Origin of the sequence: Thioclava sp. GXIMD2076 (assembly GCF_037949795.1) — a bacterium.
Lineage (GTDB): Bacteria > Pseudomonadota > Alphaproteobacteria > Rhodobacterales > Rhodobacteraceae > Thioclava > Thioclava kandeliae.
Genome location: NZ_CP149932.1, coordinates 199054 through 214151 on the forward strand (window position 1 = coordinate 199054; position 15098 = coordinate 214151).

13 protein-coding genes and 1 tRNA gene are annotated in these 15098 nt (G+C 61.2%); 10 read left to right on the plus strand and 4 right to left on the minus strand.

Going from position 1 to position 15098, the window contains the following annotated elements:
- Positions 1-117: 117 nt before the first annotated feature.
- From WDB91_RS01055 to WDB91_RS01100, 10 genes are all read left to right on the plus strand, one after another.
- Positions 118-1359: an Hsp70 family protein gene (locus tag WDB91_RS01055; protein WP_339113323.1), complete on the plus strand. Its 1242-nt coding sequence runs from the start codon at positions 118-120 to the stop codon at positions 1357-1359.
- Positions 1360-1514: 155 nt separating this feature from the next.
- Positions 1515-1958 carry a MarR family transcriptional regulator gene (locus tag WDB91_RS01060; RefSeq protein WP_339113324.1) on the plus strand — a complete coding sequence of 148 codons (444 nt, stop codon included), beginning with the start codon at positions 1515-1517 and terminating at the stop codon, positions 1956-1958.
- Positions 1951-3603, plus strand: coding sequence for an MFS transporter (locus WDB91_RS01065; protein WP_339113325.1), 1653 nt, complete (start codon positions 1951-1953; stop codon positions 3601-3603). Before WDB91_RS01060 ends, WDB91_RS01065 begins: the two co-directional genes overlap by 8 nt.
- Positions 3604-3610: 7 nt before the next feature.
- Positions 3611-4642, plus strand: a complete 1032-nt coding sequence (locus WDB91_RS01070; protein WP_339113326.1) for an HlyD family secretion protein — start codon at positions 3611-3613, stop codon at positions 4640-4642.
- A 113-nt stretch (positions 4643-4755) separates the two neighbouring features.
- A complete protein-coding gene (locus tag WDB91_RS01075) occupies positions 4756-6402 on the plus strand; it encodes a BCCT family transporter (protein ID WP_339113327.1) in 1647 nt (548 codons plus the stop codon).
- A gap of 193 nt (positions 6403-6595) precedes the next feature.
- Positions 6596-7804, plus strand: a complete 1209-nt coding sequence (locus tag WDB91_RS01080; protein ID WP_339113328.1) for an amidase family protein — start codon at positions 6596-6598, stop codon at positions 7802-7804.
- A 132-nt stretch (positions 7805-7936) separates the two neighbouring features.
- A complete protein-coding gene (gene ahpC, locus WDB91_RS01085; RefSeq protein ID WP_339113329.1) occupies positions 7937-8500 on the plus strand; it encodes an alkyl hydroperoxide reductase subunit C in 564 nt (187 codons plus the stop codon).
- A gap of 141 nt (positions 8501-8641) precedes the next feature.
- Positions 8642-10225, plus strand: a complete 1584-nt coding sequence (ahpF, locus tag WDB91_RS01090) for an alkyl hydroperoxide reductase subunit F (protein WP_339113330.1) — start codon at positions 8642-8644, stop codon at positions 10223-10225.
- Between the two features lie 112 nt (positions 10226-10337).
- Positions 10338-11261, plus strand: coding sequence for a LysR substrate-binding domain-containing protein (locus WDB91_RS01095; RefSeq protein WP_339113331.1), 924 nt, complete (start codon positions 10338-10340; stop codon positions 11259-11261).
- A gap of 476 nt (positions 11262-11737) precedes the next feature.
- The gene (locus WDB91_RS01100; protein ID WP_339113332.1) at positions 11738-12889 is read left to right on the plus strand and encodes an MFS transporter; all 1152 of its coding nucleotides are present in this window, start codon (positions 11738-11740) and stop codon (positions 12887-12889) included.
- Positions 12890-13066: 177 nt separating this feature from the next.
- Here the strand turns inward: WDB91_RS01100 and WDB91_RS01105 are convergent.
- The 4 genes from WDB91_RS01105 to WDB91_RS01120 form a co-directional block, all read right to left on the minus strand.
- Positions 13067-13142 (minus strand) — tRNA-Phe (locus tag WDB91_RS01105).
- A 160-nt stretch (positions 13143-13302) separates the two neighbouring features.
- Entirely contained in the window at positions 13303-13482 is a 180-nt protein-coding gene (gene yacG / locus WDB91_RS01110; RefSeq protein ID WP_339113333.1) for a DNA gyrase inhibitor YacG, read from the minus strand.
- Positions 13479-14522 (minus strand): ribonuclease E/G, encoded by a 1044-nt coding sequence (locus tag WDB91_RS01115; protein WP_339113334.1) that lies wholly within the window; start codon positions 14520-14522, stop codon positions 13479-13481. The genes yacG and WDB91_RS01115 overlap by 4 nt, the downstream gene beginning before the upstream one ends.
- Positions 14519-15094 (minus strand): Maf family protein, encoded by a 576-nt coding sequence (locus WDB91_RS01120; RefSeq protein WP_339113335.1) that lies wholly within the window; start codon positions 15092-15094, stop codon positions 14519-14521. Before WDB91_RS01120 ends, WDB91_RS01115 begins: the two co-directional genes overlap by 4 nt.
- Positions 15095-15098 lie beyond the last annotated feature (4 nt).

Below are 15098 nucleotides of genomic sequence, written 5' to 3' on the forward strand. Positions count from 1 at the left end.
CGCCCGCCATTGCCTCATGATAGGCAGGGTTTTAGACACAGCGCCTCTTGCCTCCACGATCCGAACTCATTAGCTGGCACGCTCGCTCCCTTCTGCTCTTTGAACGAAAGTACCGCTATGCCTTGCCTTGCTATCGACTTCGGAACCTCCAACAGCGCAATGGCCGTGCTGGAAAATGGCGCGGTCCGCAGGCTTTCGGTAGAGGGGCATCACGATACCCTGCCCACGGCGGTCTTCTTCCCCGAGGATGGTAGCGGGATGCTGATCGGACGCGCGGCAGGCGAGGCGCTGATCGAGGGCGATCCGGGCCGGTATATGCGGGCGCTGAAAAGCGTGCTCGGCACCGAATTGCTCCATGAAGAGCGCCGGATCGGGCGCAAGCGGCAGAGCATCGCGCAGATCATCACCATCTTTCTCGCCCATCTGAAAGCCGAGGCCGAGGCGCAAACCGGCCTGAAGATCCCCACCGCCCTGTCTGGCCGCCCCGTGGCCTTCCATGACAACCCCGAACGTCACGCCCGCGCCGAAGCCGACCTACGCGCCTGCTACCATGCGGCAGGGTTCGACACGGTCGAATTCCTGCCCGAGCCCGAAGCCGCTGCCCTTGCGGCTGGCCATTCGCAGCGCAACCGTGAGACCGGCCTGATCGTCGATATCGGCGGTGGCACCTCGGATTTCTCCGTCTACCAGCGCGAGGGCGAAGAGATCCGTATCCTTGCCAGTCACGGCATCCGGCTGGGGGGCACGGATTTCGATCATGCGCTGTCACTGGCCAAGGCCATGCCCGAACTGGGGCTGGGCGGAGAATTGAAGCGCGAGATGGGTGACGGTCTGCTGCCGGTGCCGCGCGGGATCTATGTGGATCTGTCGCGCTGGGAGAAGATCCCCTTCGTCTACACCCCCGAAACCCGCCGCTTGGTCGCCGGTATGGAGCGCAACGCCACCGATCCCAAGCGGATCGGACGGCTGGCCCATGTGATCGAGGAACAGCTCGGGCACGAGCTGGCCTTTGCGGTCGAAAGTGGCAAGATCGCCGCCAATTCGGATGATGCGCAGGCTGCCATCGCGATGGGGATGGTCGAGCCGAAGCTGGAAGTGCGCCTGACGCGCGGTATGCTCAACGGCGCGCTCTCGCAGCACCGCGAGGCGTTGCGCAACGCGATCTACCAGACCCTGATGCAGGCTCAGATGGCGCCGCAGATGCTCGATTGCATTGTGCTGGTGGGCGGCTCGAGCCTGATGGGGCTGGTGGCCGAGGAGGCACAGGCGACCTGTCCGAATGCCGAACTGCGCAAGGCCGAGGCCTTCACCGCAGTTATCGACGGGCTGGCGCTGGCGAGCCGCTCGTTCGCAAGCTGATCATTTTTGTAGCATTTCGTCATGATTGCGCAAGCGGTGTTCGTGCCGGCACAGAATATAGTGTAAATTTACGTTGGCAAATCTCGAAATTCATATACATGTCCCACATATAAGCTTGCTAATAATTAGCGATATAAAAAGCGCAGAGGAGTGTTATGACCCGCTTGGATGACCGGATGGTCCTGAACAGTATCATTTTCCTGAACCGCCGTTTGCGAAAGGCTTTCGATTCACGTGCCAGTGCCATGGGCCTGACCTTCGCACGCGCGCAGGCCCTTTTGCAGATCGCGCGCACCGAAGGCAGCAGCCAGACCGAACTGGCCGAGGCGTTAAAGATCGAGACACCAACGCTTAACCGCACACTCGATAGTCTGGAACAAACCGGCTTCATCGAGCGTCGTGCTGTGGAAGGGGACCGTCGTGTACGCCGCGTTTTCCTGACCGACCTGTCGAAGGACAAGGCAAAGGACATTCTGGAATATACCAACACCTTGCGTCACGAACTCTTCCATGACCTTTCAGACGGCGAATTCGAACAGCTCTACGAGCTGGTCAGCCGCCTCCATGTAAACCTTGACGATATGGCGAAAAATGCCTGAAACACCGCATCTACATATTCCGGGCGTGAACCCCAACCCGAGCGATCCTTCGCCCAAAGAGCAGCGCCCGCCGCCGCCTTTCGAGCCGAAACCGCGCCTGCACGTCTTGGGATACATAGTTGCATCGATCGTCGTCGCGATCGCGATGTCGCTGAGCCAAGGCTTCACCACGGCCAATGCGCAGCGCATCGCGGGTGATCTGGGCGCGAGCCAGACCGAATCCCTCTGGCTCACGGCGGCCTATATGATCCCGCGGGCCTCGCTCAGCCTGATGCTGGTGAAGCTGCGCACGCAATACGGGCTGCGGAACTTCGCCATCCTTTCGGTGGCCTGTTTCGCGCTGGTCAATTTCGCGACACTCTGGGTGGATGGCCTGCATAGCGCGATTGTCGTGCAGTTCTTCGCGGGCTGTGCCTCGGCACCTCTGGCATCGGTCGCCGTGCTCTACATGCTCGAAGTGCTCCCGCTGCCCAAGAAAATGACCTTCGGGATACCGCTCGTGATGACCTTCATCCTTGTCGGCACCCCTTTGGCCTATGCCATTTCCCCCGCCCTCTACCATCACTTCAACTATCTATCGTTGCGGCAGATGGAATTCGGCCTGTCGCTCCTGATGATCGGCCTGATCTATACCCTGCCGCTGACACCGATGCCGCGCGTGCCAGTGATCTCGGTGATGGATGTCATCACCTTCAGCCTGCTGGCCATAGGCTTCGGCTCGGTGGTGGTGGTGTTCTTCTGGGGCACGACCGTGTGGTGGACCGATGCGATGTGGCTCGGCGTCGTCGCCTGTCTGGCGCTTCTCTGCCTGAGCGCGTTCGTCGCGATCGAGCTGAAACGCGATCGCCCGCTGATCGATCTGCGCTGGCTCGTTTCCTGGCCGATCCTGCGGCTGGCGGCGGCGCTCTTCCTGATGCGGATGCTGCTGAGCGAACAGACCGTGGGCATTCCGCGACTGCTCTCGACCATCGGCTATAGCTATGACCAACTATGGCTCTTGTTCCTGATCATCACGATCGCCACCATCTCCGGCGGCATCGTATGTGTGCTGACCTTCAAGATGGAGCGCATGCCGGAGATGCATATGGCCGCGCTGGCCATGATGGCACTCGGCCTTGCGCTCGACACACGCGTGAATGCACAATGGGGGCCGCAGCAATTCTATGTCAGTCAGGCGTTGCTGGGCTTTGCCTCTACCATCTTCCTGCCGACCGCGATGGCCAACGGGATCATGAACGCCTTCCGCCGTAGCCCGAACTATCTGCTGAGCTTCATCGCCGTGTTTCTGGCCAGCCAGAGCCTCGGTGCGGTCATCGGCTCGGGGATTTTTCGTTCGACCGTGCAGCTGCGCACCACATTCCATACCGAGCTTCTCAACGGCCAGCTGATGGAAGGGAACCCAATGGTCACCAGCACCATCGCCCAGCTCAAACAGCTATATGCCGCGACCTCGGCAGACCCGACCGTCATCAAATCCGAGGCTTTGTCGCAGCTTTCCAGTAATGTCAGCGTGCAGGCGAATGTTCTGGCCTATGCCGATGCCTTCCACGCCCTCCTCTATCTGGCCCTGTTCACTCTGAGCTGCCTGATCATCAACTATCTCTGGACCAAGCGCAAAGAGCGCCTCCAGAGCCAACCCGCATGAGCCACCTATGTCCGTAAAACGTTTCCTCCCCTCTATCATCGCCGTTGCCTTCGGGCTGATCGGCCTGTGCATCATTCTCTACGCATGGCAGATCCCTCCCTTCCAGAGTTCGGTGGCGCAGACCAATGACGCCTATGTGCGCGGTCGTCTGACCTCCATCGCACCGCAGCTCTCGGGCTTTATCACCGATGTGCCGGTGCACGATTTCCAGACCGTCAAGAAAGGCGACGTGCTGGCCAAGATCGACGATCGCCAATATGTACAGGCCGTCAATCAGGCGCAGGCCGAGCTGGACAGCGCCAAGGCGGCACTGGCCAATAATGCGCAGGATATCCGTTCGGCGGAGGCAACGATCGAATCGAAGAAAGCCTCGCAGGATTCGGCAGAAGCGTCCGTCGCAACGACCCAGCGCGAATGGGAACGCGCGCAGCAGCTGCAGAACAAAAGCTACCTCTCGCAATCGGATGCGGATGACGCACAGCTTGCCCTGCAACAGGCCCAAGCCTCGCTCGAAGAGGCTATTGCGGCCCGTCATGTGGCCGAGGAAGATCTGAAATCGGTGAAGATGGACAGCCAGACCCTGCAGGCCAGCGTCGAAAGCGCGCAGGCGGCACTGGAGCTTGCCAAGATCGATCTCGAGCATACCACCATCACCGCGCCCATCGACGGACGACTGGGCCAGCTTGGCGTGCGCGGCGGGCAATATGTCAGCGCGGGCACGACACTCATGAGCCTTGTGGGGACCGATGCCTGGGTCATCGCCAATTTCAAGGAGACCAAGCTGAACGGGATGCAGGTCGGCCAATCGGTCAGCTTTACCGTGGATGCTCTGGGTGGCAAGCGCTTCACCGGCCATCTGGAAGCCTTCTCGCCTGCCACAGGATCCGAATTCTCGGTGCTGTCGAGCTCCAATGCCACCGGTAACTTCACCAAGATCGCCCAGCGTGTTCCGGTGCGGATCTCCATCGATCCGGGGCAGGACGAGGCCGAGAAACTGGTGCCGGGCCTGTCGGTCGTCGTTGACATCGCGCGGGACTGAGACACCCCCGCGTGAGGTTCCATGACTTTTTCGGGAACCTATTCGAAACTGGCCCGTTCCCTTGTCTGTAACGCCGGACCATACCCGGTGAATAACAAGGGGACAGGCCAGATATGGCAGATAATCTTCAGCAGGAACGCCTGCTGTTCTTTCCGAAAGTCCACAAGCGGGTTTTCTCGGTTTCAGCGATCCTGATCGTCGGGTTCATCATCTACGGGGCGCTTTTCAACGAACAGGCCAATGCGCTGTTCGGAGGCATCCAGAGCTGGTTCGCCACCAATCTCGGCTGGGCCATCATCATCGAGATGAATCTTTTCGTCATCGCCGCGATCTATCTGGCCTTCGGGCGCTTCGGCGATATCCGGCTGGGCCGGATGAATGAGAAACCCGCCTATGGCCTCTTCAGCTGGACCGCCATGCTGTTTTCGGCAGGCATCGGGATCGGCCTGATCTACTGGGGTGTGGCCGAGCCGCTCTACCACTATTTCGCGCCCCCCGTCGGTGCACCGGAAACCGAGGAGGCCGCCAAACAGGCGATGGTCATCTCCTTTTTGCATTGGGGCTTCCACGGCTGGGCGATCTATGCGGTTGTCGGTCTGGCGCTGGCCTATTTCCACTTCCGCAAGGGCCTGCCGCTGACCATCCGCTCGGCGCTCTACCCCATTCTGGGTGAGCGTATCTTCGGAAAATGGGGCGATGCGGTCGATATTCTGGCCGTGTTCGGCACGATGTTCGGGATCGTCACCTCGCTGGGCCTCGGCGCGATGCAGATCAATTCGGGTCTGGGCGAGTTGTTCGGCTGGGAGCAGTCGGTGGTCACTCAGGTCATCATCATCGCCCTTATCACGCTCGCGGCCACCATCTCGGTCGTGGCGGGGCTCGATGCGGGGATCAAACGTCTCTCGAACCTCAATATCGGCCTGTCGATGGTCTTCCTGCTGTTCATGCTGATCGTGGGCCCGACCATCTTCATCCTCGATCTCTATGTGCAAAGCTATGGCGATTACATCTCGCGCTTCATCAGCTGGGCCACTTGGACCGAAGCCTATAACGAGGAAAGCACCTGGCAGAACAGCTGGACGATCTTCTACTGGGCATGGTGGGTCAGCTGGTCGCCCTTCGTCGGCGTGTTCATCGCGCGCATCTCGCGCGGTCGGACCATCCGCGAATTCGTCCTCGGCGTGATGCTGCTGCCCAGCTCGATCATGTTCTTCTGGTTCTGCGCCTTTGGTGGCACGGCCATCAGCATCTCGATGGGCGGGGACAGCACGCTCGTCGATGCCACCAAGGAAGCCTACGGACAGGCCATGTTCACCCTGCTGGACTATTTCCCGATGTCGGACCTGACCTCCGGTTTCGCGATGGTCCTGATCGTGATGTGGTTCGTGACCTCCTCGGATTCGGGCTCCTTCGTGATCGATATGCTCACCGCAGGTGGCGACCCGAACCCGCCCAAGATCCAGCGGATCTTCTGGGCCGTGACCGAGGGCTGCGTGGCAGCGGTGCTGCTGGTCGCGGGCGGTCTGAACGCGCTTCAGGCAGCCGCAGTGGTCGCGGGTTTCCCCTTCGCGGTCGTCTGTTTCCTGATCCTGATCGGGCTTCTGAAGGCGCTGCGCTGGGATACGCTGATGATCTATCGCCACAATCAGGTCTACCGCAATGACGAGGAGGCAGACCACGCGATGCCGCCCGAACTGCCCGGCGATCTTTACGGGTCGGACCCGACCCCGCCGCCCGCCGCGGCAGAAACCAAGGTCTGAACGACAGGAAGGGCAGCCCCGTGGCTGCCCTTTTTCCATGCGCAGGACCGACAGAAGAGGGAGCGATGGGACGGAACACCTCGGGGGTCTGGACTTCACTGCAAAGCTGGCTCAGAAAGTGGGGCGACATCCATGGGCCATGCCGGATCGCGTGTCGTGATGCGCAACATGGCCCGAGCCTGAAAGTGCCCCGATGACCACCGATCCGCTCAGCCTTGCCCGCTCCCGCGCGAAAGCGCCCGATTTCACCCAAGTCTTTACCGGCCCTGTGCCCGGTCCCTCGGACGGCCCCCTGAACGGGCTGACCGTAGCGGTGAAGGACCTGTTTGATGTGACGGGATACCAGACACGGGCCGGATCGAAGGCCCGCGCGAACCGCCCGGTGGCCGAAAAGGACGCAACCGTCATCGCGCGGCTGCGCGAGGCCGGAGCGGGGCTCATCGGCCATACCAACATGACCGAATTCGCCTATTCGGGCCTTGGCCAGAACCCGCATTACGGCACGCCCCTGACGCCGCTGATCGAGGGCGCGATTGCCGGCGGCTCGACCTCGGGCGGAGCGTCGAGCGTGGCGCGCGGCGTGGCCGATATCGCGCTTGGCACCGATACGGGCGGCTCGCTGCGCATTCCGGCGGCCTTCTGCGGGCTGATCGGGTTCAAACCCACCGCCTCCGATGTGCCGCGCGAGGGCGTGGTGGCCCTCTCGCATACGCTCGATTCCGTGGGCGTCATGGCGCGCGATGCGCTGACCGTGCAGGCCGCAATGGAGGTCTTGCGCGATGCGCCCTATGAGGAAACCGAACTCCCGCAGGAGCTGATCCTGCCGCGCAGTTTCGGGCGCGACGGGCTGGACCCCGAGGTGGCACAGGCCTTCGACGCGGCTCTCGAGACCCTGAAAGACGCGGGCTACCGCATCATCGAGACCGACCTGCCCTATTTCACCCTCTATCAGGAGCTGGCCGTCTGGCAATTCTCGGCGGTCGAATCGCGTGTCCATCACAAGGCCGATTACGACGACAGACAGGACCAGATTGATTCACGTGTAACCACGCGCATGGCCCGCGCCGATACCGCGAGCGCGCCCGATTATGCCCGCACGCTGCTCCTGCGCGAGGCGATCGCGCGGGATGCAAAACGCGAGCTGCTGGGACGCGCCATCGTGCTGCCGACCGCACCAATCCTGCCGCCGCAGCTGAGCGCACTGGAGGAGGACGAGAGCTTCAACCGGCTCAATCTGTTAGCGCTGCGCAACACCACCATGGCCAATGTGATAGATGGCTGCTCGATCTCGCTGCCGCTCCCCACGCCGGGCACGGGGCTGATGCTGATTGCAGCCACACACGAGGACGCCAAGCTGATCCATGCCGCGCATGAGCTGGCGCCGCTCCTGAAATCCGAGTGATAGATATCGTCTATCAGAAATCGTATAATAATCAATTTCACCTAAGCCCCCGCAGGACGTAGATTACGTTCAAGGGTTTAAACCCCAAACGGTTCACAAGAACCGCCTCCCCAAACGAAAGACGAGGACGACATGGCTCTCATCAATACCAAGATCAAACCTTTCGCTGCCACGGCATTCAAACAAGGCAAATTCATCGACGTCACCGAAGCCGACATCGCCGGCAAATGGGCCGTCTTCTTCTTCTATCCCGCTGACTTCACCTTCGTCTGCCCGACCGAACTGGGCGATGTGGCCGACCATTATGCAGAACTGCAGAAAATGGGCGTGGAAGTGTTCTCCGTCTCGACCGACACCCATTTCACCCACAAGGCATGGCACGAATCCTCCGATACCATCGTGAAGATCCAATACGGCATGATCGGCGACCCGACCGGCACCATCACCCGTAACTTCGACGCGATGCGCGAAGACGAAGGCCTTGCAGATCGCGCAACCTTCATCGTCGACCCCGACGGGATCATCCAGGCGATGGAAATCACCGCAGAAGGCATCGGCCGCGACGCCTCCGACCTCGTGCGCAAGATCAAAGCCGCGCAATACGTGCGCGCGCATCCGGGCGAGGTTTGCCCCGCCAAGTGGAAAGAAGGCGAGAAAACCCTCGCACCGTCGCTCGAACTCGTCGGCAAGATCTGATCTTTCGCGATCCGACCTCTCTCTGCGCGGGGCACCCCGCGCAGAGCCTCCCCTCCGGCCCCGATTTGACACCGGTCAATGCGCCACAGACGCGTGTGACGGACATTGAGGCCCCTCCCCCCAGACATTCGGAGTTCTCCCATGCTCGACAGCACGCTCAAGACCCAACTTTCCGCCTATCTCGAACGGCTGGTGCGTCCGGTCGTCCTGACCGCCTCCACCAATGACTCGGCCCGTTCCGCCGAGATGGTCGAGCTGCTGACCGAGATCGCGGAGCTCAACGACAAAGTTACCGTCTCGCTGGACGGCAATGACGCCCGCAAACCCTCCTTCACCATCGCCTCGCCGGGCGAGGACATCTCGCTGACCTTTGCGGGTCTGCCGATGGGCCACGAGTTCACCTCGCTGGTGCTGGCGCTCCTGCAGGTCGGTGGCTATCCGCCGAAAGTCGAGCAGGAGCTGATCGATCAGGTGAAAGAGGTCGCGGGCGAGTTCGTCTTCGAGACCTATTTCTCGCAATCGTGCCAGAACTGCCCCGATGTGGTGCAAGCGTTGAACCTGATGGCCGTGCTCAACCCCAATGTGAAGCACGTCGCCATCGACGGCTCGGATTTCCAGGATGAGGTGAACGCCCGCGAAGTGATGAGCGTCCCCACCGTCTATCTGAACGGCGAGGTCTTCGGCCAGGGCCGCATGGAGCTGGGCGAGATCGTGGCCAAGATCGATACCGGCTCGGCAGACAAAGCCGCCGCCAAGATCAATGCCAAAGATGCGTTCGACGTGCTCGTGGTCGGTGGTGGCCCCGCCGGTGCCGCCGCCGCTGTCTATGCCGCGCGCAAAGGCATCCGCACCGGTGTGGCCGCCCAGCGGTTCGGCGGTCAGGTGCTCGACACCATGTCCATCGAGAACCTGATCTCGGTGCCCCATACCGAAGGTCCGAAACTGGCCACCGCACTGGAACAGCACGTCAAGGAATATGACGTGGATATCATGAACCTGCAGACCGCGACCGGCCTTGAACGCAAGGGCGATCTGGTGGAAGTCACGCTGGAAAGCGGTGCAGTGCTGAAATCGAAATCGGTGATCCTGTCGACCGGTGCCCGCTGGCGCCAGATGGGTGTGCCCGGTGAGGTCGAATACAAGAACAAGGGCGTGGCCTACTGCCCCCACTGTGACGGCCCGCTGTTCAAAGGCAAGCGCACCGCAGTCATCGGGGGCGGCAATTCGGGCGTCGAAGCGGCGATCGATCTGGCCGGTATCGTGTCGCATGTGACCCTGATCGAGTTCGATACGAAACTGCGCGCCGATCAAGTTCTGCAGGACAAGCTCAAGAGCCTGCCGAATGTCACGATCATCATGAATGCGGCGACCACCGAAGTGACCGGTGACGGCGCAAAGGTGAACGGGCTGGCTTACCGCGACCGCACCACCGGCGAGGACCATCATATCGAACTCGAGGGGATCTTCGTGCAGATCGGCCTGCTGCCCAACACCGATTTCCTGAAAGGCACGCTGGATCTAACCCCGCGCGGCGAGATCATGATCGATGCCCATGGTGCGACCTCGATGGAGGGCGTGTTTGCCGCAGGCGATTGCACCACCACCCCCTATAAGCAGATCGTCATCGCGATGGGTCTGGGGGCAACGGCGGCGCTCGGGGCATTCGATTACATGATCCGCAGCTCGGTCCAGACCGAGAAAAAAGAAGCGGTCGCTGCCGAATAAGGTAGCACTCGCGCTATCGCCGCGCCTTCGGGGTCCCCCGAAGGCGCGGCTTTTTCATGCCCGCTTCCGCGCCCTCTTTACACAGGCAGGGATTTGGCACAGTCCTTTGCGCATGACATTGCGCGAACTCCAGTATCTGGTCGAACTTGCCCGCCTGCGGAACTTCCGCCGCGCGGCAGAGATCTGCAATGTCAGCCAGCCGACGCTCTCGACCCAGTTGCGCAAGCTGGAGGAAAGTCTGGGCGTGCAATTGGTCGAGCGGAGCAAACAGCAGGTTCTTCTGACCCCCGTCGGCGAGGAAATCGTGGCGCGCGCGCAGAAGATGCTGGATGAGGCGCGCGACATCCGCGCCATTGCCGAGCGCAATCGTGCCCCCGATACCGGCCGCCTGCGTCTGGGTGCCTTCCCCACGCTTGGTCCCTATATCCTTCCGGCCCTCCTGCCCGAGATCGCGCGCGGCTTCCCGAACCTGCAATTGCAGCTTTTCGAGGAGAAGAGCGAGACCCTGCTGGGCCTTTTGCGCAGCGGTGATCTGGATGCGGCGCTTCTGGCGCTGCCGATCGAGGATCCGACCCTGCAGACCACCCCCCTCTTCGAGGAACCGTTTCTTCTGGCCGTGCCGCGGGGTCATCGTCTGGCCAGCAGCGGACCACTACATCTGGCCGATCTGGGCGCCGAAGAGATGATGCTTCTCGAGGACGGGCATTGCCTGCGCGATCAGGCGGTGAGCATCTGCAACCGCTGGGGCCTCGACGAGATCGAGGGCTTCCGCGCCACCAGCCTCGAGACATTGCGGCAGATGGTGGCCGCGGGCATGGGAATTACCCTGCTGCCACAGCTGGCAACCGAGGGCCCGATGGCCCAAAGCACCAGCATGAGCCTGATCCCTCTGGCTGACACGCCGACCCCCGGACGGCAGATCGGCATGGTCTGGCGGCGCAGCTCCTACATGGTCCCACTTCTGCGTCAGATCGCCAGAATCACTGCGCAAACGGCCAAGGCACGGCTCGGGGCAAACCGCTCGACCGCCGCCTGAACGCCCAACGGTTCATCATATTACTTCGTAGAAACGAACTATTTTCCTCTCGGCCCAACGTAGATCTGGCCAGAAACATCGGGCACTATTCCAATAAATAAGCACGCATATAGCATCTATGCGTAATATTCCCGCAAAAATAGCGATCTATGCAAAAACTGACAGACATAATGTCGCAGATGGGTGTTATTTACTATTATGCACACATCAGGTCGACTATGGTCGTTTTAATGTCGCTAATGATCATTTTGCAGGGAGAAGCAAAGCTGCTGGAGGGCTGATCTAGGCACATAAGGGAGATAAACAGTAACAAAATCCGGTTTTGACCGGCAAGCATAGTGACCTCGACACCAGATATATCAAACTCCCCCGCCAATCCTTCCTCTTCTCATTCCAAGACTGAACGCTTAGGTTTCTTCGATAAAATCGGCCTGCCCAGCACCCTAAAATGGGGCTTCCTCGGGCTACTGGTATTCATGATCGGCGATGGCGTCGAACTCGGATATCTGGCCCCGTATCTTGAAGGCAAGGGCCTCGGCCAAGGCCAGGTCGCACTCCTCTTCACCGTCTACGGGATCACCGTTGCCATTTCCTCGTGGCTCTCGGGCCCGATGAGCCAGGTCTATGGCCCCCGCAAGGTCATGTGGGCGGGCCTCGCGATCTGGGGGGTGCTGGAAGTGGCCTTCCTGACCCTCGGTATCTCTACCCTCAACTATCCGCTGATGCTGGTGACCTATGCGCTGCGTGGTTTCGGCTATCCGCTCTTCGCCTATGGTTTCCTTGTGTGGATCGCCGCTGCCACCCCCGCCAAGCGCCTTGGCATGGCCGCCAGCTGGTTCTGGTTTGCCTATGCCGCAGGTCTGCCGACGCTTGGCTCGCTGACAGCCTCCATCGCGATCCCTGCGATCGGAACGATGGGGACACTCTGGCTTTCGCTGGTTCTGGTGGTCGTGGGCGGCGCGCTATCGCTGATGGCCATGGCCAAGACCAAAGGCGGCGAACCGCTGACCAAAACCGCCGAAAGCCCCTTTGCCGCGATGGGTCGCTCGATCTCGATCATGTGGCGTGAGCCGATCTCGACAGTCGGCGGGCTGGTGCGCACGGTAAATACCTCGTCGCAATACGCCTTCTTCATCGTCCTGCCGGGCTTCTTCATGACCACCATCGGCTTCTCGCTCGAGGAATGGCTACGCCTCCTGACGATCATGTTCCTCGGCAATCTGGTCGGCAATCTGGCCTCGGGCTATATCGGCAAGAAGATCGGGCTGCGCAACACCATCGCCCTGATGGGCGCCATCGGCACCTCGTTGGGTATTCTCGCGGTCTTCTATGTGCCGCAAATGGCACCGGGCAATTTCGCCATCGCCTCGCTGGTTGCCATCTTCTACGGGATCATGCTCGGCGGCTATGTGCCTCTCTCGGCTCTGATGCCGATGGTGCTGCCGCATGACAAGGCGGGTGCGCTGGCGGTTGTCAGCCTCGGTGCCGGTGCTGCCACATGGGTCGGTCCGATCGTGGTCGCGGCCATGCGCCCGCTCTTCGGTCTGGAAGGTGTGATGTGGGCCTTCGTGGTGCTCTATCTGCTCAGCGGCGCGCTGATCATGCTGGTGCGCGAACCCAAGGTCTGACGCCTTAACCTCTGCAGAAGGGCCCGTATCGCCACGCGCGATGCGGGCCTTTTTCATGGCGCGGATCACCCTGCGGGCGACAGCCGGAACGGCATGAAAAAACCGCCAAGCCGGAGCGGCAGAGCGGATAGGTCTATCATCCGATAGACAAGGCAACCATTTTCAGGGGGAGTAAAATGGTGCCCGGAGGCGGATTTGAACCACCGACACGCGGATTTTCAATCCGCTGCTCTACCAACTGAGCTATCCGGGCACTTTCAGCTTCGAGCGGTGCTCTCTGCTTCGGTAGGGCGGTGTTTAGAGAAGCTCGGCAGCGGTGTCCAGAGGGAATTTGAAGTTTTTTCAACTTTCCTTCCGGCACCCTGATTTTTCCCGAATTTCCCTATCTTTTCAGACCCGTGAGGGCCTCTGGATCAATGAGGTTTCTGGTCTGGTGCCCAATCTTCGGGGGCACGTTCCTCTTCCTCGGCGATGTCGCCCGGAATCACATAAGAGCCGTTGAGCCATTTCGCCAAATCAACGTCGGCGCAGCGTTTGGAGCAGAAAGGCCGGAATTTCGGGTCGGTTTCCTTACCGCAAACGGGACAGCTCATGCTGCCCCCTTTCCGACCAGCGCCTCCAGCGAGACGCGGTCGCGCTTGCGTTGCAGCTCGTAATTTCCAAGCGGCGTCCAGCCCGCAAGCGAGGCCTCCGCCTCGCCCTTGAACGCGGTCTTCATCTGCTGATCGAGCGGCTGGCGATCGCGTTTGGGCATGGGCGCGAAATCGACAACGATCTGCCCGCCAAGCCCACGCAGACGCAATTGACGCGGCAGCTCGCGGGCGGCGGCGATATTGGCCTTCAGGCTGGCCGCAGGCGACGTATCATTGCCGGTATTCACATCCACCGCGATCAGCGCACGCGTTGGCTCGATCATCATATGGGCACCGTTAGGCAGGTCCACACGGGCGCGCATGAGCGCATCCAGCTGGTCCAGCACACCATGCTCCTCGAAATCGCCCTCGATCACTTCATCGGGCGCAGGCTCTGCCCAATCGCGCCACGCCTCCTCATGCGGATCCGGCACATCGACCAGCAGTTCGGGCTCGCCCGAGAGGTCATTCATGACCGCCTCGGCGAGCTCGCGCATGGCATTGATATCCTCGGCCAACTCGCCATCCTCAGCCAGCGGCGCGGCAGAACGTAGGATCAGCCCCATATCGGAGCCATCCATCACCACATCGGCCAGAGATTTCAGCCCCTCGCGCACATCTTCCTCACGGATACGCCGCGAGATATTGATGCCGGGCGCACCGGGCGTCACGATGCAGTAGCGCGATTTGAACAGCACCCGCAGCGAGACCGGAACGGCCTTGCCTGCCTCGGTGCCGCCGGTGACCATGCAGATCACATTCTGGCCGGGCGCGAGGCCTTTGACCTCGCGCAGGAAGCCGCGCTGACCGTCGGGCAGATCGAGGAAGACCCCGCCCTGCCCCTTCATCTGGCGGCCCACCTTGGCGCGCAGGATCGCACCGGGGGCAAGCGGCTGCACATCGGAGGCGTCGATCAGCAGATCCTCGAGCTGTCCGTCCACCATGAGAGCGGCAGCTTCCAGTTCCTTGTAACTGCCCAGAATGATAGTACGACCCTTCATACGGCCTCCTTGGCGGTCACGCCCGCCGATGTCAGTAGGGTTGCGGTCTCGGCCAAAGGCAGGCCGACGACGCCAGTGTAGGACCCCTGGATCCACGGGACAAACGCCCCGCCCAGACCCTGAATGGCATAACCGCCAGCTTTGCCCTGCCACTCACCCGAGGCGAGATAGGCGTTCACATCCTCATTGGATAGCGGGCGGAATTTCACCACCGTATCGACCAGCCGCTCGCGGATACCGAAGGCACCGCGCACGGCAACAGCCGTCAGCACATGGTGACGGCGGCCTGACAGCATAAAGAGGAATTCGGCGGCCTCGGCAGCATCTTCGGGTTTACCCAGAATGCGGCGGCCACAGGTGACGGTGGTATCGGCACAGAGAATGACCTCATCCGCCGCAAGATCCAGCGCCATGGCTTTCTCGCGGGCCATCCGCGCGACATAGTCACGGGGACGCTCTGCCTTACGGGGGGTCTCGTCGATATCGGGTGCCCGCACGGCGTCGGGCACCAGACCTAGCTGGTCCAGTAGCTCGCGTCGCCTCGGGCTCGCGGAGCCTAGGATCAGTTTCATAGGC